The 21,695-nt window shown below is 68.0% G+C and carries 19 protein-coding genes; 11 read left to right on the top strand and 8 right to left on the bottom strand.

The window, feature by feature from the left end; all coding sequences use genetic code 11:
• Positions 1–21 precede the first annotated feature (21 nt).
• Together nucS and NC7_RS27600 are read left to right on the top strand one after the other, a co-directional pair.
• On the top strand, positions 22–771 hold the full coding sequence (nucS, locus tag NC7_RS27595; protein ID WP_084458837.1) for an endonuclease NucS: 750 nt from the start codon (positions 22–24) through the stop codon (positions 769–771).
• A gap of 11 nt (positions 772–782) precedes the next feature.
• Positions 783–1,076 carry an Rv1322 family protein gene (locus tag NC7_RS27600; RefSeq protein WP_067988723.1) on the top strand — a complete coding sequence of 98 codons (294 nt, stop codon included), beginning with the start codon at positions 783–785 and terminating at the stop codon, positions 1,074–1,076.
• Between the two features lie 93 nt (positions 1,077–1,169).
• On the opposite strand, the gene NC7_RS27605 is transcribed toward NC7_RS27600, so the two are convergent.
• Together NC7_RS27605 and mce are read right to left on the bottom strand one after the other, a co-directional pair.
• A complete protein-coding gene (locus NC7_RS27605; protein WP_067988725.1) occupies positions 1,170–2,171 on the bottom strand; it encodes a coiled-coil domain-containing protein in 1,002 nt (333 codons plus the stop codon).
• 86 nt (positions 2,172–2,257) lie between these two features.
• The gene (gene mce / locus NC7_RS27610; protein ID WP_067988726.1) at positions 2,258–2,719 is read right to left on the bottom strand and encodes a methylmalonyl-CoA epimerase; all 462 of its coding nucleotides are present in this window, start codon (positions 2,717–2,719) and stop codon (positions 2,258–2,260) included.
• A gap of 89 nt (positions 2,720–2,808) precedes the next feature.
• Here mce and NC7_RS27615 point away from each other — a divergent pair, with 89 nt between their 5' ends.
• From NC7_RS27615 to NC7_RS27625, 3 genes are all read left to right on the top strand, one after another.
• Complete coding sequence (locus tag NC7_RS27615) at positions 2,809–3,993, top strand: acetyl-CoA C-acetyltransferase (protein ID WP_067988728.1); 1,185 nt, start codon at positions 2,809–2,811, stop codon at positions 3,991–3,993.
• A gap of 93 nt (positions 3,994–4,086) precedes the next feature.
• On the top strand, positions 4,087–4,494 hold the full coding sequence (locus tag NC7_RS27620; protein WP_174550276.1) for a DUF3817 domain-containing protein: 408 nt from the start codon (positions 4,087–4,089) through the stop codon (positions 4,492–4,494).
• A gap of 61 nt (positions 4,495–4,555) precedes the next feature.
• Complete coding sequence (locus tag NC7_RS27625; RefSeq protein ID WP_067988732.1) at positions 4,556–5,410, top strand: tetratricopeptide repeat protein; 855 nt, start codon at positions 4,556–4,558, stop codon at positions 5,408–5,410.
• Between the two features lie 52 nt (positions 5,411–5,462).
• On the opposite strand, the gene glgB is transcribed toward NC7_RS27625, so the two are convergent.
• The 3 genes from glgB to NC7_RS27640 all read right to left on the bottom strand — a co-directional run bounded on the left by glgB (position 5,463) and on the right by NC7_RS27640 (position 10,363).
• Positions 5,463–7,619, bottom strand: a complete 2,157-nt coding sequence (gene glgB, locus NC7_RS27630) for a 1,4-alpha-glucan branching protein GlgB (protein ID WP_067988734.1) — start codon at positions 7,617–7,619, stop codon at positions 5,463–5,465.
• Positions 7,620–9,620, bottom strand: coding sequence for an alpha-1,4-glucan--maltose-1-phosphate maltosyltransferase (locus tag NC7_RS27635; RefSeq protein ID WP_067988736.1), 2,001 nt, complete (start codon positions 9,618–9,620; stop codon positions 7,620–7,622).
• A 149-nt stretch (positions 9,621–9,769) separates the two neighbouring features.
• Complete coding sequence (locus NC7_RS27640) at positions 9,770–10,363, bottom strand: TetR/AcrR family transcriptional regulator (RefSeq protein WP_067988739.1); 594 nt, start codon at positions 10,361–10,363, stop codon at positions 9,770–9,772.
• Positions 10,364–10,442: 79 nt separating this feature from the next.
• Between NC7_RS27640 and NC7_RS27645 the strand changes: the two genes are divergently transcribed.
• From NC7_RS27645 to NC7_RS27670, 6 genes are all read left to right on the top strand, one after another.
• On the top strand, positions 10,443–10,883 hold the full coding sequence (locus tag NC7_RS27645) for a VOC family protein (protein ID WP_067988741.1): 441 nt from the start codon (positions 10,443–10,445) through the stop codon (positions 10,881–10,883).
• A gap of 169 nt (positions 10,884–11,052) precedes the next feature.
• Positions 11,053–13,623: an alpha-glucan family phosphorylase gene (gene glgP / locus NC7_RS27650; protein ID WP_067988742.1), complete on the top strand. Its 2,571-nt coding sequence runs from the start codon at positions 11,053–11,055 to the stop codon at positions 13,621–13,623.
• Between the two features lie 98 nt (positions 13,624–13,721).
• Complete coding sequence (locus NC7_RS27655) at positions 13,722–15,083, top strand: NCS2 family permease (RefSeq protein WP_067988744.1); 1,362 nt, start codon at positions 13,722–13,724, stop codon at positions 15,081–15,083.
• Positions 15,084–15,147: 64 nt separating this feature from the next.
• A complete protein-coding gene (locus NC7_RS27660) occupies positions 15,148–15,561 on the top strand; it encodes an MTB12 C-terminal domain-containing protein (RefSeq protein WP_067988748.1) in 414 nt (137 codons plus the stop codon).
• 182 nt (positions 15,562–15,743) lie between these two features.
• Entirely contained in the window at positions 15,744–16,298 is a 555-nt protein-coding gene (locus NC7_RS27665; RefSeq protein WP_084458838.1) for a DoxX family protein, read from the top strand.
• 185 nt (positions 16,299–16,483) lie between these two features.
• Positions 16,484–17,296, top strand: coding sequence for a hypothetical protein (locus tag NC7_RS27670; protein WP_067988751.1), 813 nt, complete (start codon positions 16,484–16,486; stop codon positions 17,294–17,296).
• Here NC7_RS27670 and NC7_RS27675 read toward each other — a convergent pair.
• The 3 genes from NC7_RS27675 to NC7_RS27685 all read right to left on the bottom strand — a co-directional run bounded on the left by NC7_RS27675 (position 17,267) and on the right by NC7_RS27685 (position 21,534).
• Positions 17,267–18,571 carry a glycosyltransferase 87 family protein gene (locus NC7_RS27675; RefSeq protein ID WP_236573762.1) on the bottom strand — a complete coding sequence of 435 codons (1,305 nt, stop codon included), beginning with the start codon at positions 18,569–18,571 and terminating at the stop codon, positions 17,267–17,269. The two genes, NC7_RS27670 and NC7_RS27675, sit on opposite strands and share 30 nt — an antisense overlap.
• Positions 18,572–18,696: 125 nt before the next feature.
• Positions 18,697–19,395, bottom strand: a complete 699-nt coding sequence (locus NC7_RS27680; protein WP_067988753.1) for a malonyl-ACP O-methyltransferase BioC — start codon at positions 19,393–19,395, stop codon at positions 18,697–18,699.
• Between the two features lie 93 nt (positions 19,396–19,488).
• The gene (locus NC7_RS27685) at positions 19,489–21,534 is read right to left on the bottom strand and encodes an ATP-dependent DNA helicase (RefSeq protein ID WP_067988755.1); all 2,046 of its coding nucleotides are present in this window, start codon (positions 21,532–21,534) and stop codon (positions 19,489–19,491) included.
• Positions 21,535–21,695: the final 161 nt, after the last annotated feature.

Consider the following 21,695-nt stretch of genomic DNA (forward strand, 5'->3'; position numbering starts at 1 on the left):
GAGTCCCCTAGAGTTGCCCGGGTGCGCCTTGTCATTGCTCGTTGTCAGGTCGATTACGTCGGTCGGTTGACCGCCCACCTTCCGATGGCCCGCAGGCTCTTGCTCATCAAGGCCGACGGCTCGGTGCTCGTGCACTCCGACGGTGGCTCCTACAAGCCGCTCAACTGGATGAGCCCGCCGTGCTGGCTCCAGGAGCGCGATGTGGCCTCGTTGAACCCACCGGAGGAACTTCCGGCGGGCGTGCGGCCGTTGCACGAAGAGCCGGTGCACACGCCGGAGAATACGTTCAAGGCGTTGTGGGTGGTGACCAACAAGGCGGGCGAGGAACTGCGTATCGCCATCGAGGAGATCGAGCACGATTCCTCGCACGAGCTCGGGATCGATCCCGGCCTCGTGAAGGACGGCGTGGAAGCGCACCTGCAGGAGTTGCTCGCCGAACACGTCACCAAGCTCGGCGACGGGTACACGCTGGTGCGTCGTGAGTACATGACCGCCATCGGACCGGTGGATCTGCTGTGCCGCGATGCCGACGGCGCGACGGTGGCCGTGGAGATCAAGCGCCGCGGCGACATCGACGGCGTCGAACAACTCACCCGGTACCTGGAACTCCTCAACCGCGACCCGTTGCTCGCGCCCGTCCGCGGGGTGTTCGCGGCCCAGCAGATCAAGCCGCAGGCCAAGACGCTCGCCGAGGACCGGGGAATCCGTTGCCTCACGCTCGATTACGACGAGCTGCGTGGCACCGAGAGCAACGTTTTCCGGTTGTTCTAGGAAGCAAGACCATGCCACGTCGTAAACCCCGCCAGGAGCGCCGTAGCGGCCCGCCGCCGCTCGGCGACGTGTACGGGCGCACCGAGGAGGGGCCCGGCGGCGACGAGATCTACATCGTGCGAACGGTTCCCGGTGCGCGCGCGGTGAAGACCTACCGCTGCCCGGGCTGTGACCACGAGATCGCGCCGGGGGTGGCCCATATCGTCGCCTGGGCCGTCGAGGGCGGCGAGGACGACCGCAGGCACTGGCATCAGGGCTGCTGGAACGGCAGGCGCACACGGGGAATCACGCGACGCTGGTCCTGACCGAGGCGACGACGAAAACCGGAGGCCACCTCGATGATTCGAGGTGGCCTCCGGTTTCCAGATGTAGACGTGTCGTCGCAGAGTCCGACAGGATCAGTTGACGTCGGCGCTCTCGCGGTCCTCTTCGACGATGTCCTCGTCGGCGACCTCGGGGATGGCCTTGTTCTGGCGCGAGCCCGAGACGGACTTGTTGTTGCCGTTGTTGTTGCTGATCGACTTGCGCTCGGGAGCGCCGTCGAGCAGTTCGCTCTCGCGGTTGACCGCCGCGAGCATGGCGGGCACCGAATCGAGCTGACCGCGGATACCGAGCAGCTGGGCCAGGACCCGGCCGCGCAGCACGCGCATCTCCTCGGCCAGTTCCTTCGCGTGCGCGATCTTGCGCTCGGAGGTCTGGGTGGCGGAGCTGATGAGACGGTTGGCCTCGTCGGTCGCGTCCTTGATCCGCTGGGCGGCCTCGGCGCGGCTGGTGGCCTCGAGCTCCTCCATGGCACGAGTCAGCTTGGTGCGCCGATCGTTCATGGTGGCCTCGAAGTCCTGCTGGGTGGCCTTGCGCTTGGCCTCGGCCTCCTTGGCGAGGCGCTCGGCCTCGGCCTGGGCGGCCTCGATGATCTTGGTCGATTCGGTGCGCGCCTTCGCGAGGGTCTGCTCGAACTCGATTTCGAGCGCCTCGCGCTTCTCCTTGGTCTCGGCGAGCAGCGACTCGTACTTGCCACGCATCTCGGTGGCCTGCTGCTCGGCGATCGACACCATCTCGGCAGCCTCGGCCTGGGCCAGTGCGCGCACCTCGGACGCTTCGTCCGAGGCCAGGCGCAGCATGCGCGAGATACGGTCGGACATACCTTCGGCGGTGGTCGGCGGCACGGAGAGCCGGTCGACCTCCTTGCGGAGCTCGTCGATCTCGTCGCGAGCGTCTTCCAGCTGCGCGGCGAGGTTGCGGGCCTGCGCGGCGGCAGCATCCCGGTCGGTGGCGGTGACGCGAAGCTCCGCGTCGAAGCGGTCGAAGTAGTTGCGCACCTCGTCTTGCGCATAACCCTTGCGCACAACGGTGAAGGGCAGTGCAACGAAGCGATTGCGATCGGACTCAGGTGACGACATGGCACACAAAATACAGCCTCGAGCGACACGATGGAGACTCGACCGGGAATGTGATCTCGCCGAGATTTACCGCCCGGACCGGCCTACTAGTGCGTAACATCCGGGTTCGGCTCGACCAACTCGATCAGCACACCGCCAGCATCCTTCGGATGGACGAAATTGATGCGAGAATCAGCGGTTCCGTGTCGAGGGGCCTCGTACAGCAAACGCAGCCCACGCTCGCGGAGGAAGCCCGAAACGGCCTCGATGTCGGTGACCCGGTAGGCCAGCTGCTGCAGGCCGGGGCCGCTGCGGTCGATGAACTTGGCGATGGTCGACTCGGGGGTGAGCGGGGCCAGCAATTGCAGGGCGGTCGCGCGGTCGGCGGCCGCCGGGCACGACAGCATCGCCTCGACGACGCCCTGGGCCTCGTTCACCTCGCGGTGGGTCTCGACCATGCCGAGGTTGTCGGTGTACCAGGCCACCGCGGTGTCGAGGTCGGGCACGGCGATGCCCACATGGTCGACGGCGATGACGTAGTCGGCGGGGATGAAGTTCGCATTGGTCACCCCACGAAGCTAGCGCGACCTGCGTTCCAGCCGCCGGTCCGCAGGGGTTACCGTTGAGTACAGGTTCGAACTATGAATGCGAGGCTTGCGTGACCACTTCTGTCATCGTGTCCGGTGCGCGTACCCCGGTCGGGCGGCTGCTTGGCGGTCTGAAGGACTTCAAGGCCTCGGATCTGGCCGGTGTGGCCATCAAGGCCGCCCTGGAGAAGGGTGGTGTCGCGCCCGAGCAGGTCCAGTACGTGATCCTGGGTCAGGTGCTGCAGGCCGGTGCGGGGCAACTGCCCGCGCGCCAGGCCGCCATCGCCGCGGGTATCCCGATGGATGTGCCGTCGGTCCTCGTCAACAAGGTGTGTCTGTCCGGCATCAACGCCATCGCCCTGGCGGATCAGCTGATCCGTGCCGGTGAGCACGACATCATCGTTGCCGGTGGCATGGAGTCGATGAGCCAGACCCCGCACCTGCTGCCCAAGAGCCGTGAGGGTTTCAAATACGGCAACACCACTCTCGTGGACCACATGGCCTACGACGGCCTGCACGACGTCATCACCGATCAGGCGATGGGTCTGCTCACCGAGGACCGCAACGACCTCGACAAGGTGAGCCGCGAGGAACAGGACGGCTTCGCCGCCGCCTCGCACCAGCGGGCCGCCGCCGCGTGGAAGAACGGTGTGTTCGAGGGCGAGGTCGTGCCGGTGGCCGTGCCGCAGCGCAAGGGCGACCCGATCTACGTCACCGAGGACGAGGGCATCCGCGCGGACACCACCGTCGAATCGCTCGGCAAGCTGCGTCCGGCCTTCCGCAAGGACGGCACCGTCACCGCGGGCACCGCCTCGCAGATCTCCGACGGTGCGGCCGCGGTGGTCGTGATGAGCAAGGCCAAGGCCGAGGAGCTCGGGCTCGAGTGGATCGCGGAGATCGGTGCCTCGGGTCAGGTCGCGGGCCCCGACTCCACGCTGCAGGACCAGCCTGCGAATGCCATCCTGGCCGCGTGCGCCAAGGAGGGCATCACGCCCGCTGAGCTGGACCTGATCGAGATCAACGAGGCGTTCGCGGCTGTCGGTGTTTCCTCCACGCGCAAGCTCGGGTACGACCCGGAGAAGGTGAACGTCAACGGTGGCGCCATCTCCATCGGCCACCCGCTGGGCATGTCGGGTGCGCGCATCCTGCTGCACCTGGCGCTGGAGCTGAAGCGTCGCGGTGGTGGTGTCGGTGCTGCCGCGCTGTGTGGTGGTGGCGGTCAGGGTGACGCGCTGATCATCCGCGTACCTGCCTGAATTTCCTGACACGGGAGGCTCTGGTACTCGCCGAGTGCCAGGGCCTCCGGTGTGAGCAGTCCAACTACGAAGTGTCGTAGGTCATGCTGCACAATGGCTGTCATGGGTGAAATCTTTGATGTGAGTACTGCGGCGAAGCGGTTTCGGCTGTTCGCGGTTGCCGAGGCGATCACGTGGGTCGGACTGCTGATCGGCATGGCGTTCAAGTGGATTCCGAACATCCTCGACAAGCTCGGGGTGCTGACCGATCCGCAGTGGGTGCTCGGCGTCAAGATCTTCGGCCCGGTGCACGGCACGGTGTTCATCGTCTACGTGCTGGTCACGCTGGTCGTCTCGCGCGAGCTGGAATGGTCGCGTCGCACGCTGCTGCTCGCGCTCGGCGCGAGCATCCCGCCGTTCGCCACCGTGTGGTTCGAGCGCTGGGCGGTGCGCACCGATCAGCTCGGGGAGCTGAGTGCGAACGGCAGGGGCGCCGCGGCTGCCCCCTCCAACGCTTCGTGACAAACTGGGAACCGTGACTCGACCAGCTTCCCGTCGTCCTTCGCCCGCCGTCGCCGCTGCCATGTCAGGGGCGGTGGATCTGTCCGGTCTCAAGCAGCCTGCCGCCGCTTCGGGTGGCGCGGGCGCGCCGGGTGACCATTCGGTCACCGAGGCTGACTTCGAGACCAAGGTCATCCGTCGTTCGATGCAGGTGCCCGTGGTCGTCGCGCTGTACTCGCAGCGCAGCCCGGGCAGCGTCGAGCTGGTACGCACCCTGGAACGGCTCAATGCCGACGACCGGGGTACGTGGGATCTGGCCGCCATCGAGGCCGAAGCCAATATGAACATCGTCCAGGCGCTGCGGGTGCAGGGCATTCCGACGGTGATCGCGGTGGCCGGTGGGCAGCCGCTGGCCGACTTCGAAGGCGCCCAGCCCGAACCGCAGGTGCGTCAGTGGCTCGACGCGGTCGTCGAGGCGACCGTGGGCAAGCTCGAGGGCAACGGCGCGCAGGCCGAACCCGAGAACGACGACCCGCGCTTCGTGGCCGCCGAGACCGCGCTCGCCGAGGGCGACATCGCGGGTGCCGAAGCCGCCTACGAGGCCATCCTCGCCGAGGAGCCCAACAATGCCGAGGCCAAGGCGGCGCTGCGGCAGCTGAAGTTTCTGACCAGGGCCCAGCAGATCGATCCCGCCGTGGTCGCCACCGCCGACGCCGACCCGGGCAACCTGGACGCCGCCCTCGACGCCGCCGACGTGGAATTGCTCGAACAGCGCCCCGAGGCCGCCTTCGACCGGATCATCGCTGTCGTGCGACGCACGGCGGGCGACGACCGCGACCGGGCTCGTACCCGTCTGCTCGAACTCTTCGAATTGTTCGATCAGGCAGAACCTTTCGTGATCGCCGCGCGTCGCAAGCTGGCCGCCGCGCTGTACTGACACCCATCGACCTCGGGCCGCCCGGCAGTACGCCTGGGCGGCCCGTCGTGTATCAGGCGGGCGCGCTCAGCCAGAGGGCGCTGTTGGGGGCGAGGGTGACCGCGGCGGACGCGGGGTGACCGTGCCACGGGATCGGCTCGGCTGTGACGGCGCCGAGGTTGCCGATGCCGGAACCGCCGTATTCGGAGGCGTCGGTGTTCAGGATCTCGCGCCAGGAACCCGGGTGCGGCAAGCCGATCCGGTAGTTCTCGTGAGTACCGCCGGAGAAGTTGAACACGCAGGCCACCGCGCTGCCGTCGCTGCCCCAGCGCAGGAAGGCGAAAACGTTGGCGGCGCTGTCGTCGGCCTCGATCCAGGCGTGGCCGCCGGGGGTGGTGTCCTGGGTCCACAGCGCCGGATGGTCGACGTAGGTGCGGTTGAGATCGGCCACCATGGTCGAGATGCCCTGGTGCAGTGGGTTTTCCAGTTCGTGCCAGTCGAGCCCTCGGTCGTTGTCCCACTCGCGGAACTGACCGAATTCCTGGCCCATGAACAGCAGTTGCTTGCCGGGATGTGACCACATGTAGGCGAGCAGGGCGCGCACGCCGCTCGCCTTGGCGAAATCGTCGCCGGGCATGCGCGTCCACAGGGTGCCCTTGCCGTGCACCACCTCGTCGTGACTGATCGGCAGCAGGTAGTTCTCGCTCCACGCGTAGACGAGGGAGAAGGTCATCTCGTTGTGGTGCCAGGCGCGGTGGATGGGGTCGCGGCCGAGGTAGCCGAGGGTGTCGTGCATCCAGCCCATGTTCCACTTCATGGTGAAACCGAGCCCGCCCACGTCGGTGCCTCGGGTGACGCCGGGCCAGGTGGTCGATTCCTCGGCGATGGTCACCACACCGGGGTGGGCGCTGTGCAGGGTGTCGTTGAGTTCCTGCAGGAAGTCGACGGCCTCCAGGTTCTCGCGCCCGCCGTAGATGTTCGGCTCCCAGCCGCCCACCGGGCGTGAGTAGTCCAGGTACAGCATCGAGGCGACGGCGTCGACGCGCAGGCCGTCGATGTGGAATTCCTCGATCCAGAAGGTGGCGTTGGCGACCAGGAAGTTGCGTACCTCGTTGCGTCCGAAATCGAAAACGTAAGTGCCCCAGTCGAGTTGTTCGCCACGGCGTGGGTCGGGGTGTTCGTAGAGCGGGGTGCCGTCGAAGCGGGCCAGCGCCCACTCGTCGCGCGGGAAGTGGGCGGGTACCCAGTCGAGCAGCACGCCGATGCCCGCGTTGTGCAGGTGGTCGACGAAGTAGCGGAAGTCGTCGGGGGTACCGAAGCGCGAGGTCGGCGCGTAGTAGGAGGTGACCTGGTAACCCCAGGAACCGCCGAAGGGGTGCTCGGCCACCGGCAGCAATTCGACATGGGTGAAACCGGTCGTCCGCACGTAGTCGGCCAGGCGCTCGGCGAGTTCGCGGTAGTTCAGGCCCGGCCGCCAGGAACCGAGGTGCACCTCGTAGACGCTCATCGGGGAGCGGACGGCGTCGGTTCTCGCGCGTTGGTCGAGCCAGGCGCCGTCCCCCCAGAGGTGATCGGCGCGGGCCACGACCGACGCGGTGGCGGGCGGCACCTCGGTGGCGAAGGCGAGCGGGTCGGCGTGGTCGACCACGCGACCGTCGGCGCCGTGCACCCGGTACTTGTAGCGTGTGCCAGGTCCGACACCCGGAGCGAAGACCTCCCACACCCCGGAACTGCCGAGCGCCCGCATCGGCGCCGACTGCCCACCCCAGTGATCGAAGTCGCCGAAGACCGTGACGCCGCGCGCGTTCGGTGCCCACACCGCGAACGAGGTGCCGTCGACATCGCCGTCGAGGGTGGTGTAGTGGCGGGGATGCGCGCCGAGCACTTCCCAGAGCCGGGTGTGACGGCCCTCGCCGATGAGATGCAGGTCGAATTCGCCGACGGTCGGCAGGAATCGGTAGCCGTCGGCGGACACGACCGTCGGGCCGCCGGGGTAGTCGGTGCGGACCCGGTAGTCGTCGATCCGCGGGTAGGGCAGGACGGCCGCGAAGATGCCGTGGCCCAACGACTTCAGCCGATGTTCGGCGCTGCCGACGAGAACGGTCACCACCTCGGCGTGTGGGCGGAGCACGCGCACGGCGGTGCCGTCGGGGTGAGGATGTGAGCCGAGGACGGTGTGCGGGTCGGGGTGGGTTCCCGCGGCCAGCAGCATCAGATCGCGGCGCTTCATCTAGAAGCTCCGCCGGAAGGCCAGGGCCGCACGGGCTTCGGCGGGCACCGGGGGTAGCGCGATGATGTGGGCGACGGCGTGGGTCGGGTCGAGGCGCACCCAGTTGCGCTGTCCCCAGTGGTATTCCTCGCCGCTCACCTCGTCGAACACCACGGGGTGGTCGTGCCATTCGCGGCCGATCGCGGGCATGTCCAGGCTGACGTGACCGTCCTCGGCGCCGTAGGGATTCAGGTTGACGATCACCAGCACCGCGTCACCGCTGACCGGATCGACCTTGGAATAGGCGATCAGCGCGTCGTTGTCGACGTGATGGAAGTGGATGCACCGCAACTGTTGCAGCGCGGGGTGATTCCGCCGGATCTCGTTGAGCCGGGTGAGCCACGGTTCCAGCGACTCCCCGCGATCCAGAGCGGCGGCGAAGTCGCGGGGCCGCAGTTCGTACTTCTCCGAGTTCAGGTATTCCTCGCTGCCGGGGCGCACGGCCTCGTGTTCGAACAGCTCGTAGCCCGAATACACGCCCCAGGTGGGGCTCAACGTCGAGGCGAGGGCGGCGCGCAGGGCGAACATGCCGGGGCCGCCGTGCTGCAGGCTCTCGTGCAGGATGTCGGGGGTGTTCACGAACAGGTTGGGACGGGCCTCGTCGGCCTTGGCCGCCAGCTCGTAGCCGAACTCGGTGAGTTCCCACTTGTGCACGCGCCAGGTGAAATACGTGTAGGACTGCGTGAAGCCGCGTCTGGCCAGGCCGTAGAGGCGGGCGGGGCGGGTGAATGCCTCCGACAGGAAGATCACGTCGGGGTCGGTGCGGCGCACCTGCGCGATCAGCCATTCCCAGAAGTCGGCGGGCTTGGTGTGCGGGTTGTCGACCCGGAAGATGGTGACGCCCAACGCGATCCAGTGTCGCACCACCCGCAGGACCTCGGCGTAGATACCGTCGGGGTCGTTGTCGAAATTGACCGGGTAGATGTCCTGATACTTCTTGGGTGGGTTCTCCGCGAACGCGATGGTGCCGTCCGGCAGGGTGGTGAACCACTCCGGATGCTCGGCGACCCAGGGATGGTCGGGGGCGCATTGGAGGGCGAGATCGAGGGCCACTTCGAGGCCGAGTTCGGTTGCCCTGGTGACGAACGCGACGAAATCGGCCTCGGTGCCGAGTTCGGGATGGATGGCGTCGTGACCGCCGTCGGTCGAGCCGATGGCCCAGGGTGAGCCGACGTCGCCGGGCTCGGTGGTCAGCGAGTTGTTGCGGCCCTTGCGATTCACCGCGCCGATCGGGTGGATCGGTGGCAGATACACCACGTCGAAACCCATGCCCGCGATGCGGGGCAGGTCGCGCGCGGCGGTGGCGAACGTGCCGTGCACCGGGTTGCCGTCGGCGTCGCGGCCGCCGGTCGAGCGGGGGAAGAACTCGTACCACGAACCGACGAGGGCGCGACGGCGTTCGGCGAGGACCGAGAACTGCTGGCCCCGGGTGACCATCTCTCGCAACGGGGTAGCCCGCAGGATCTCGGCGACCTCCTCGGCGAACGCGGTCGCCACCCGCGCCGGGAGCTGCTCGTCGCCGCGCAGGGCGTTGGCGACGGCGTGCAACCGCTCGAACTGCCGTTTCGGGACCGCCTGGGCCGCGCGTTCGAACAGCCGGGCGCCGATCTCCAGGTCGTTGGCGAGATCGGCGGCCGACTGCCCGACCGAGAGTTTCGCCTCGACCGCCGAGCGCCAGGTGGCGATGGGGTCGCTCCAGCCCTCGACCCGGTAGGTCCACACGCCGGGCACGTTGGGGGTGAAGACCGCGTTGAAGACGTCGGGTTCGTAGTCGGGCGTCATCCGGATGCGGGTGATCCGTGACGACCCGGGCGCACGCACGGCCAGCGTGGCCGCGACGGCGTCGTGGCCTTCGCGCCACACGACCGCACGCACGGGGAATACCTCGCCGACCACGGCTTTGGCGGGTCGTCCGCCAGGAATCCACGGGGCGATGTCATCGATGGCTATCCGGCCGCTCACATCCCACAACGTACTGGTTTCCGGCGGTTCTTGGCGTGCACGCGCGGGCCGCGGCGGCTGGATCGAGACCGAGGGGCACCGAGATCGCCGCGATCCAGTGCGGCATTCGTCGATGGTGACCAGCGGTGTGCGGCCGAAGGTGCGGTCGGCTAGTGGGTGGTTCGGAGGGCGGTGAGGAGGCGGTCGAGTGCGGTGATGGTGTGTGGGAGGGCGGTGGGGTCGGCGGTGTCCGCCAGCCAGAGGGCGGCTTCGTTCATGGCGCCGGAAAGGAGGTGGGTCAGCGGGGCGACGGGTTGTGGGGGGAGGGTGCCCGCGTCGATCAGGGTTTGCAGGGCCTCGCCGAGATGGCGGGCGGAGTTGGCCTCGTCGAGGGCGCGCCACTCGTGCCAGCCGAGCACGGCGGGGGCGTCGACCAGCATGATGCGCTGGATGCGCGGGTCGGCGCTGGCGCGCAGGAACGCGGCGCAGCCGGTGGTGAGCTGGACCCACGGGTCGGGCTCGGCATCGGCGGCGGCCGCGACCTGCTCGCCGACCTCCTGCTGCACCTGCGCGAGGACGGCCTTGAACAGGTCGGCCTTGCTCTCGAAATGGTGATACAGCGCACCCTTGGTGACACCGGCTGTCGCGACGATCTCCGAGAGCCCAACGGCCGCATACCCTTTGGCGGCGAACAACTCCCTGCTCACCCGCAGCAGCAGGCGCCGGGTCTCCTCGCGCTGCCGCGCCCGTGCCGTCGAAACCATCGCCGTCCTCCCATTGACCTACCACCGGTATGTGAACTAGCCTACGACACATACCAACGGTATGTGAAAGGTGAACGCCATGCGGCTCAGCAGTTTCTACCCCGTCATCGAGACCCCTCGGATCGCGCGATCGCGCGACTTCTACACCACCTGGTTCGGCTTCGAGATCACCTTCGAAGCCGACTGGTACGTGAGCCTGCGCCGCCCCGGCCGCGACGGCGAACCGTCCTGCGAACTGGCACTACTGGACCCGACCCACCCGACCATTCCCGACGGCTACGGAAAGCCCGTCCAGGGCGTGGTGTTGAACTTCGAGGTCGACGACGTGGACGCCGAATGGGAACGACTGATCGTCGCAGGCGGTCTCACGCCGGAACTCACCCTGCGCACCGAAGACTTCGGCCAACGCCACTTCATCCTCGCCGACCCGTCCGGCGTACTCATCGACATCATCACCGAAATCCCACCCACCCCCGAGTTCGCCGCCCAGTTCACCCCGAACTCCACGGCAACCGACTGAACACAGGCAAAATCACCCGAGTCTCCGCAGCAGCAGGCGAGCACATGGGTAACTCACCGGGAACGAACTCACCCACCCACCTCCCCAAAGCTTGCCGCGCCCCCAACTCACCCCGCACCTGAGTCTGGCCAAAAGACGCGGAGAGGCGGGACCGGCTAGTGTTTGGCGGGTGAAGGCACTTCGTCGGTTCACTGTCCGTGCCCATCTGCCACAGCGGCTCGCCGCCCTGGGCGAGTTGTCGACGAACCTGCGGTGGTCGTGGCACGGCCCGACGCAGGATCTGTTCGCCGACCTGGACCGGGAGCTGTGGCGCACCCTCGGCCAGGACCCCGTGCGGATGCTGGGGGAGGTGCCCGCCGAGCGCCTCGACGAGCTCGCCGCCGACCCGGCTTACCTCGCGCGTGTCGACGCCGCCGCCGAAGGGCTGCGCGATTATCTGAGCAGGCCGCGCTGGTTCCAGGAGCAGCACACCACCCGGGTGGCCGGGATCGCCTACTTCTCGATGGAGTTCGGGGTCACCGAGGTGTTGCCCAACTACTCCGGTGGGCTCGGGATCCTCGCCGGTGACCATCTCAAGGCGGCCTCCGATCTGGGTCTGCCGCTGATCGGTGTCGGGTTGCTCTACCGGTCCGGGTACTTCCGGCAGTCGCTGTCGGCCGACGGCTGGCAGCGTGAGCACTATCCGGCGCTCGACCCGCAGGGCCTGCCGTTGCGTCTGCTCACCAGCGACGGGTCGCCGGTGCTGATCCATGTCGCCATGCCGGAGGGTCGGGTGCTGCGGGCGCGGGTGTGGATCGCCCAGGTCGGCCGGATTCCGTTGTTGCTGCTCGACTCCGACATCGCCGAGAACGATCCGGAACTGCGCGCGGTCACCGATCGGCTCTACGGCGGCGATCAGGACCACCGGATCAAACAGGAGATTCTCGCGGGTATCGGCGGGGTGCGGGCGGTGCGGGCCTACACCCGCGCCAACGGCTTGCCCGACCCCGACGTGTTCCATATGAACGAGGGTCACGCGGGTTTCCTCGGGGTGGAACGAATTCGCGAATTCGTCGCGGGCGGACTGGATTTCGACACCGCGCTAGCCGCGGTGCGGGCCGGGACGGTGTTCACCACCCACACGCCGGTGCCCGCCGGGATCGACCGGTTCCCGATGCCGTTGGTGCGCAGGTACTTCGGCGGCGCGCACGGGGAAACCGAATCCGCCTTGCTGCCGGGGCTTTCCGTCGACCGGATCCTGTCGTTCGGGCGCGAGGCCGATCCTTCGGTGTTCAACATGGCGCACATGGGTCTGCGGATGGCGCAGCGCGCCAACGGTGTCTCGCGACTGCACGGTGAGGTGAGCCGGGACATGTTCGCCGGGCTCTGGCCGGGATTCGACGCCGCCGAGGTGCCGATCGGCTCGGTCACCAACGGCGTGCACGCGCCGACCTGGGCCGCGCGCGAATGGATCGACAAGGCCCGCGAATTGGTCGGCCCGGAACTGGTCGAGGAGGCACGCGGCTGGGAGAAGCTCAGCGACGTGGACCTCGAACAGCTGTGGTCGACGCGAAACGTGTTGCGCGGTGTGCTGATCGAGGAAGTCCGGCGTCGGCTGCGCGAGTCGTGGTATCAGCGCGGCGCCGCCGAGGCCGAATTGGGTTGGGTGGACGACGTTTTCGACCCGAACGTCCTCACCATCGGTTTCGCCCGCCGGGTGCCCACCTACAAGCGCCTCACCCTCATGTTGCGCGACCCCGACCGGTTGCGGGCGCTGTTGCTCGACCCCGAGCGGCCGGTGCAGCTGGTGGTCGCGGGCAAGAGTCACCCCGCCGACGACGGCGGCAAAGCGCTCATCCAGCAGGTCGTGCGGTTCGCCGACGACCCGGCCGTGCGGCACCGCATCGTCTTCCTGCCCGACTACGACATGTCGATGGCCCGTTACCTGTACTGGGGTTGCGATGTGTGGCTGAACAATCCGCTGCGGCCGCTCGAGGCGTGCGGCACCTCGGGTATGAAGTCGGCGCTCAACGGCGGACTCAATCTGTCGATCCGCGACGGCTGGTGGGACGAGATGTACGACGGCGAGAACGGCTGGTCGATCCCCACCGCCGACGGTGTGCGCGACGAGGTGCGCCGCGACGACCTCGAGGCGGCGGCGCTCTACGACCTGGTCGAACGCACCGTGGCGCCGCGCTTCTACGACCGCGACCCGAGCGGCGTGCCGATCCGGTGGACCGAGATGGTCCGCCACACCCTGCAGACCACCAGCCCGAAGGTACTCGCCTCACGCATGGTCCGCGACTACGCCGAGCAGTACTACGGTCCGGCGGCCGCGGCGTTCGCGACCGCGTCGGTCGAGGAGTTCAGCGGCGCGGCGCGCGTCGCCGAGTACCGGCGACGGGTGGAGGCCGCGTGGCCGTCGGTGCGGGTCACCCAGGTGGACAGCGCGGGCCTGCCCGACACACCGGTGATCGGTGCGGAACTGTCGCTGGACGCCCGTGTCGAACTCGGTGGGCTCGAGCCGTCGGATGTGGTGGTGCAGGCCGTCCTCGGGCGGGTCTCGCCGGACGACGATCTGTCCGACACCACGACCATCGAGATGCGGCACACCGGCAGCGACGGCGCGACGCAGCTCTACGAGGTGCACGCGCCGGTTCCGCTCTCGGGTGCGGTCGGGTACACGGTTCGTGTGCTTCCCCACAATCCCCTGCTCGCCACCGACGCCGAACTCGGCGTGGTGGCCGTCGCGGGCGCGTGACCCTACACCCCGACGCGATCGCGGGTTCTTCGATTCAGTGAACTTTCCGCTACCGTTCCTGGGCATCCTTCTTCTTTGAACCCGCGGACTGGAGAGTCATGGCCAGCGATGTCGTAACCCGCGCCCGGCGGCGCATCGACGGATACTTCGGTATCACGTCGACCGGGTCATCCTTCAAGCGCGAGGCGATGGCGGGCACGGTCACGTTCCTGGCGATGTCGTATGTCCTCGCGGTGAACCCCTCGATCCTCGGCGACGAAGGTGCGCTGGGCGACAAGGGTATTCCCATGCAGGCGGTGTTCACCGCGACGGCCGTGGCCGCGGTGTTCGGCACGCTGGTGATGGGGCTGTGGGCCAAGTACCCGATCGCGCTCGCGCCGGGCATGGGGCTCAACGCCTTCTTCGCCTACACCGTGGTGTTGAGCATGGGAATTCCCTGGCAGGTCGCGCTGTCGGGCACGTTCCTGTCCGGCGTCATCTTCTTCGTGCTCGCGATCACCAAGGTCCGCGAACGGATTCTCAATGCCATTCCGCTACAGATGAAGTTCGCCGTGGGCGCGGGCATCGGGTTGTTCGTCGCGTTCCTCGGGCTCAAGAACGCGGGGATCGTCGTCAACAACGAGGCCACGCTCGTCTCGCTCGGCGACTTCACCAAGGGCACCACGCTGCTCGCCCTGTTCGGGCTGGTCGTGACGGTGATTTTCCTGGTGATCGGCTGGCACGGCGCGGTGCTCTACGGCATCGTCGCCACCACGATCGTCGGCATGGTCTCGGGGCTGGTGAAGGTGCCCGACGGCATCGCCGAGATGCCCAAGGGGCTGGATCAGACCTTCGGGCAGGCCATCATCCATCTGCCCGACGCGTTCACCGGGCAGATGATCGTCGTCGTGCTCACCATGCTGTTCGTCGACTTCTTCGACGCCTCGGGCACGCTGATCGGTGTCGCCAACCAGGCCGGGCTGCTCAACAAGGACGGCACGCTGCCCCGGGCCGCCAGTGCGATGGCCGCCGACTCGGTCGGCACCACGGCGGGCGCGATCATCGGTACCTCCACCACCACGGCGTACGTGGAATCGACGGCCGGTGTGTCGGCGGGTGGACGCACCGGGCTCACGGCCGTGACCACCGCGGGCTGGTTCCTGATCGCGATGTTCTGCTACCCGATCTTCTCGGTGATCGCCGGATCGGGCGAGGTCACCGCGCCCGCGCTGATCGTCGTCGGCGTGCTGATGGCCCGCGCGCTCGGCGACATCGACTGGCAGCACCTCGAGTACTCGGTGCCCGCGTTCATCACCGTCATCATGATGCCGCTGACGTATTCGATCGCCAACGGCCTGGCGATGGGCATGATCTTCTATCCCGTCGTCATGGTCGCCAAGGGCCGAGCCAGGGAAGTGCATCCGGCCATGTGGGCGCTGATGGTGCTGTTCCTCGCCTACTTCTTCTTCCTGGTCGAGTAGGTGATTCCGGCGTAGGTATGTCTATACTCAGCCTAGGCTTGCCTAACTTGAAGGAGATTTACCTATGAAGCGCTCGTTCGCTGCCGCGTCGCTGGCGGTTGCCACCCTCTTCGCGCCGGTCACCGCCGCCGTCGTCGCCACCGCCCCTGCCGCCGTCGCCGCTCCGGCGACGCCGTCGGCCGGTGAACTGCAGGGCAAGCTGCAGGCTGCCATGAACGGCTCGGCCGCCGAGCTCGAGTCGGGCAACGCGGGCGGCCTGGCGGTCGTGAACCAGACCGTCAACCGCATCCCGGGCTACAGCTGGAGCGTCTCGGGTCCGGTGACCGTCGAGGGTGACACCCTGTCGGCCACCCTGAACAGCAGTCTCGGTGACTACACCTTCCCGATTCCGGTGACCTGGAAGGATGTCGACGGCACCTGGAAGCTGTCACAGGAGTCCGAGAGCACGCTGGTGAGCTACGCGACCATGGCGTGGTGAACTGAGCTTTTTCGAACAGGGCCGCCCCGACCGGGGTGGCCCTTTCGCTCTTTTGTGATGTGGATCACATCATCCGAGGGTCTGGCGTGAAATAGTGGGCCCGGGCCCAGGGTTGTGACCGAGTGGGCAATCGGACTCCAGTCCGCTTGCAGGATGCTACGAATCGCAGATGAGGACACATCATGACCGACACCGCCACGCGCATCGCTCCGAGCAAGACCGACACCGCTGACGAAGCCACCGCGACCAGCATCGGTCTGCTGGTTCTGCGCATCGGTTTCGGTGGCCTGATGGCCGCCTACGGCACCCAGAAACTCTTCGGCTGGTTCAACGGTATGGGCTGGCGGACCACCGCCGACAGCTTCACCGCCATGGGGTACAACCCCGGCGAACTCTTCGGCACGCTGGCCGGTGTCACCGAACTCGTCGGTGGCCTGCTATTGGTGTTCGGCCTCTTCACCCCGCTGGCGGGCGCCATCGTGCTCGGCACCATGATCAACGCGATCAACGTGATGTGGGCCGGTGGTCTGTTCCCGACGGATCCTGCCGTACCCGGCTTCACCACTCCGCTGCTGTTCGCGCTCGTCGCGGGTGCGCTGGCCTTCACCGGTCCCGGCCGGTTCTCGCTCGACGCCGGTCGTCCGTGGGCGCGCCACGGCGTGGTGTGGGGTGCGGCGGCCGTCGGCATCGCTGTCGCGGCGGCTGTGCTGACGCTGATTCTCAAGGCTGTGCTCTGACGTAGCTGTTCCGGCGGCGCGGTGACTTCGGTTGCCGCGCCGCTTTTTTCGTCATGCGCTGGTCACTTTCTCGATGCCGTGGGTTGCCCGGAGTGTGCGCGGCTGTCGGCGGGGGCGGATAGTCTCGTCGGCGATACCGCTCGCACGGTGTCGACATCGTCCGCGCGTCGAAGAGGAGAGCTGCGATGAAGGCCTATGACCTGGGGTTCGGGGATTCGGCGGACAAGCTGGCCGAGACACCGGGTGGTGAACCGCTCGAGCTGGTCTCGCCGGTGCGCGCCGGATGGATCGGTAGCGAAGGTCCCGGCATCGATCCGGCGACGTGGCCGCGCGGACCGGTGACCGGGCTGCCGATGATGCACGCGCTCACCCTGCGGCTGCCCGCCGACTTCCAGCGGCGCGGCCCCGGCTTCCCGGCGATCGCGTTCTTTCAGGGTGAAGGGCAGTTCGCGGACGCGACCGACCCGATCGAGCCCGACTCCGGCTCCGACGACCCGCTGGCTCGCGACCTGGTCGCCACCCGTCTGCATCCGCACCTGCACCTGTTGCACGACGAGATCGGCGGGGTGTTCGCGCTGATCTGGTTGACCGAGAAGGAGCTCGAGGCCGGGCCGACAGCGCCGCCCGCCGATGTCCGGCCGCCCGGTTCGCCCGTCGCGAGCGACGAGGGCTGTAATGCCTGGGACGACGTGCACCCGACCATCGGTGTGTGGTTGGCCGAGCGCGTCGACGATCCCAATGTCGGCATCCCGCCCGTCGAGTACGAGCCCGACACCGCCTACCAGGACCCGCTCACCGACGACATGGGCTGGAACCCCTGGGCCGAACCCCTGTTCGGCCGTTCCCATCTCGGCGGTACCGCTTTCCCGGTGCAGGCGCTGCCCGAGGGGCTCACGCCCTACTACCTCGAGATCGAGGAGGTGTCGGGCATGAACTTCGGCGGCGGCAACGCCCAACTCGACCTGGAGTCAGGCGTTTTCGACTGGGCGTGCGGGTAGCTTCTCCGGGATCGCCACGGTGTCGACGGCTGTGGTCGTAGGTGAAATGCCTTCGGCCACAGCCGGTTCAAGCCTCCCTCGATACACGTGGACGGCGATGCCGACGAGCACGATCAGGTAGATGACGACGTAGATGTTCAGCAGCACCTGGTGGAAGGGCCACCACGGCGGCAGCAGGAAGGTGCCGACACTGACCCAGGTGGGGGTGTAGGTGTAGGTCCAGGCGGCGACGGCCAGGTAGAGGCCCGCGGCGGCGAGGAACCACGGCAACCGGGTCTGGGCCCGGTGGATCAGGTACACCAGCAGCGGCACGAACCAGACCCAGTGGTGGCCCCACGAATAGGGCGACACCGCGCAGGCGGTGAGGCCGCCGAGGGTCACCGACAGCAGCGGTTCGTCGCGGCGAACGAGCACGGCCGCCAGCCACAGCGCGACCAACGCCACCGGCACCGCGATCAGCAACCACAACCACACCGGCGCCGGGTCGTGCAGCACATGAGCGATCGCGCCGCGCAACGACTGGTTCGACGGATGCACATCGGGGGCGATCCGGCCGGACTGGAAGAACGTGGAGGTCCAGTACTGGTAGGAATCGTGCGGCAGGATCAGGCCGGTCACCCCGATGGTCGCCACGAAGGTGAGCGCGGCGGTGACCGCCGTCCGCCACCGGCGCTGCGCCGCGTACTGGGCGATGAAGAACAGCGGGGTCAACTTGATGCCCGCCGCGATACCCACGCCAAGGCCACGCAACTTGCTGTCGGGCCCACGGGAGAAGTCCCACAGCACGAGCATCATCAGCCACAGATTGATCTGCCCGTAGTACAGCGTGGTCCGCACCGGCTCGATGAAGGTACAGGCCAGGCCGATGAGCATGCTGAGCACGACCAGGCGAGGCGTCACTCGGTAGCCGAGCATCCGCCAGCTCTGCAGCACACACACGACGAGAACCACCAGGTTGAGCACCAACCAGACCGAGGTGACCAGGTCCCACGGCACGAGAAGCAGTGGCAGGAACACCAGGGCGGAGAACGGTGTGTAGGTGTAGAGCAGGCCGTAATGGGTCGGCTCGATGTAGAGCGCCTTGTCGTGGAGCGCGCGCCAGCCGCCGTCACGGTAGATGTGCACGTCCAGGCCACCGGCGAGAATGCCGCCGCTGTTCATGTGCGGGTCCATGGTGGTGAACAGCAGCGTCACGCCGAGGGCTGCGGTACCGAGTAGCAGGATGAGCGTCAGGGTGATGCGCGGCAATTCCGCGCGTCGAGATCTCTCCGCCACGGCCGTGCTACCGGCCGGCTCGCGTCGTATGCACGACTAAGAACCTACCGCGCCCGTGGGCGGGGGTTGCCGTCGGTAGGCACCGTCTATCAATTGGACGACGTAGACCTGCTCTGACCTGCGGTTCACGGGTGCAGCGTGAGCATGGTGTCGGCGCCGTGATGGAACTCGTACCGAGTCTTGCGCAGCGAAGTGCGGATGCCCTTGTCGTGCAGGTCGGTTCGCAGGTGGGCGACCAGGTCGTCGAGCGGGGCGCCGGTGTAGTCGAGCAGCGGGTACACCCGGGTCTCCACCCTGGCCACCCGGGTGAGTTCGAGCAGGGCGGCCAGATGGAAATCGGCGTCGAGCCGATCGGCGTAACTGAACAGCAGATGCGAACTCAGCGCCAGATCGAAGGAGCCGTCGGCGCACGGCAGCGAGGGCAGACGCCCGGCGAGATAGCGGTGCGGGGCGGCGCACACGTCGGCGGCGAAACGGACGGCCGCCGCGCGACGCATCGCGGCCTGCTCGGCGGTGCCGCCGTACCAGTCCCACCGGTAGCGGCCCGCGTGCCGGTGCGCCCACTCCACCGCACGCTCGGTTTCGGGAACGGCGCGGGCGGCCAGTTCGCCTGGCTCGCTCGCGTAGATGGGGTCGATCGCGGTGACCTCGGCGCCGAGGGCACTGGCCTCGGCGGCGAAACTCGCCGCGCCGCCGGGGCAATCGAGAATGCGTCGGTCGGACAGATCGTCGTCGGACAGGCAGAACATCGCGCGGTACTCGGCCAAAGATCGTGCGCTGATCAGGAACTCGTCGAGTACCTCGCCATCGGCGTGGTGCGTCATCACCCCACCGTCTCACGGGGTGTGTTCAGCCGTCGGCGATTTCGCCGGTGTGGTCACCCGGATTGCACGACTCGCTCTGAAAAGCCGTGCCGCTCAAGCAGATGCGGTGAGCCTGCGCAACGCCTTGGCAACCACCTGTGGGTCGGTGGTCTCCCAGTACGGGGGCAGCGAGGCCCGCAGATACCCGCCGTACCGGGCCGTCGCCAGGCGCGAATCGAGAATGGCGACCACACCTCGGTCGTCCACACTGCGCAGCAATCGGCCGGTGCCCTGGGCGAGCAGCAGCGCCGCGTGATTGGCCGCCACCGCCATGAAGCCGTTGCCGCCCCGCGATTCCACCGCACGTTGCCGCGCGGTGAGCAGCGGGTCGTCGGGGCGGGGGAACGGAATGCGGTCGAGGATCACCAGACTCAGCGACGGGCCGGGCACGTCGACGCCCTGCCACAGGGTCAGGGTGCCGAACAGCGACGTGGCGGGGTCGTCGGCGAACTTGCGCACCAGCGCGCCCATCGAATCGTCGCCCTGGCACAGCACCGGGGTGTCGAGCCGTTCGCGCAGCGCCTCGGTGGCGGCCTTGGCCGCGCGCATCGAGGAGAACAGGCCGAGCGTGCGCCCGCCCGCGGCGGTGATGAGCTGCTCGATCTCGTCGAGGTAGGTGGGGGACAGGCCGTCGCGGCCTGGCGCGGGCAGATGCTTGGCGACGTACAGGATGCCCGACTTGGCGTGGTCGAACGGGGAGCCGACGTCGAGGGAGCTCCAGCGCACCGACTCGGTGTCGGCCGGTGGAGTCGCGCCGTTGGCCAATGCCGGATCGGTCTTGCCGGAGGACTGCGAGGGCAGGCCCCAGGTGATCGCGAGACCGTCGAACGATCCACCGATCTGCAAGGTCGCCGAGGTGAGGATGACGGTCGCGGTGCCGAAGAGCCTGCTGCGCAACAACCCGCCCACCGACAGCGGCGCCATCCGCAGGGTGCGGCGCGCGACACCGCGCACCTCGTCGGCCGAGAGCCAGATGACATCGTGGCGCGCGGCCGGATCGGACTCCTCGAACGCGGTGAGCGCGCGCACCGCGGCGTCGTGCACCTCGTCGAGCGCGGCGACGGCCAAGGTCTTGGCGGCGGCGTTGTCCGGGTCGTCCTGGGTTTTCACGCTGCCCTGCGGTGCGAGCGCGGTGCGCGCGTTCCAGGCGGCATCGCGCACGAGAGCGAGCACGGGGGCGATGCCGTCGGGCAGCTGGTCCCAGCGACCGGCAGGTAGTTCCTCGATGGCCTGGTGGAAGGCTTCGGCGGCGCCCTCGAGCCGGTCGACCTCGCGCTCGTCGACCAGCTTGGTGCAGCGGCGGGCAGCGGCGCTGATGGCGGTCGGGGCCAGTTCGGCGGTGGCGACGCCGGTGACTCGGTCGACCAGTTCGTGCGCCTCGTCGATGACGACCACATCGTGCTCAGGCAGGATCTGGATGCCGCTGATGGCGTCGATGGCCAGCAGCGCGTGATTGGTGACGACCACATCGGCCTGCGCCGACTCCGCGCGCGCCTTCTCGGCGAAACAGTCCTGACCGAACTGGCAGCGGGTCTTGCCGAGGCACTCGCGCGAGGACACGCTCACCTGCCGCCAGGCCCGATCGCTCACGCCGGGGGCGAGTTCGTCGCGGTCGCCGGTCTCGGTGTCGGAGGCCCATTCGTTGAGGCGTTGCACCTCGCGGCCGAGGCGCGAGATGGCGAAGGCGTCGAACAGTTCCGCCTCGCCGCCGGTGTCCTCGGGGATCACGCTGTTGATCTTGTTCAGGCACAGATAGTTGTTGCGGCCCTTGAGAATCGCGAACTGCGGGACGCGACCGAGCGGCTTGGTGAGCGCCTCGGCCAAGCGGGGCAGATCGCGGTCGACGAGCTGACGTTGCAGCGCGATCGTCGCCGTGGACACCACGACGGTTCGGCCGGTGCGGACCGCGTGGCGCAGGCTCGGCACCAGGTAGGCCAGCGACTTGCCGGTGCCGGTGCCCGCCTGCACGGCCAGATGTTCCTTGGTGTCGATCGCGTGGTCGACGGCGGTGGCCATGGTGGTCTGCCCGGTGCGCTCGGTGCCGCCGAGGGCATGCACGGCGGTGGCGAGCAGGTCGGCGACGGGGGGGAGTTCGGGCACGGAGGGGAGCTTATCGGTGGGGTCGGACAGGTTTGTGCATCCGATGGTTGTCTGGATCGGCGACTTGCGTCTGAACCGTGACCGCTGGTGCGGACGAGTCGGAGGTGGGGGGGAACCTTCTTGGGTTTTGTGCACCAGAAAGGTGTTGGGCTGTGTTTGTT

The organism is Nocardia caishijiensis NBRC 108228, from assembly GCF_001612825.1.
Taxonomy (GTDB): Bacteria; Actinomycetota; Actinomycetes; order Mycobacteriales; family Mycobacteriaceae; genus Nocardia; species Nocardia caishijiensis.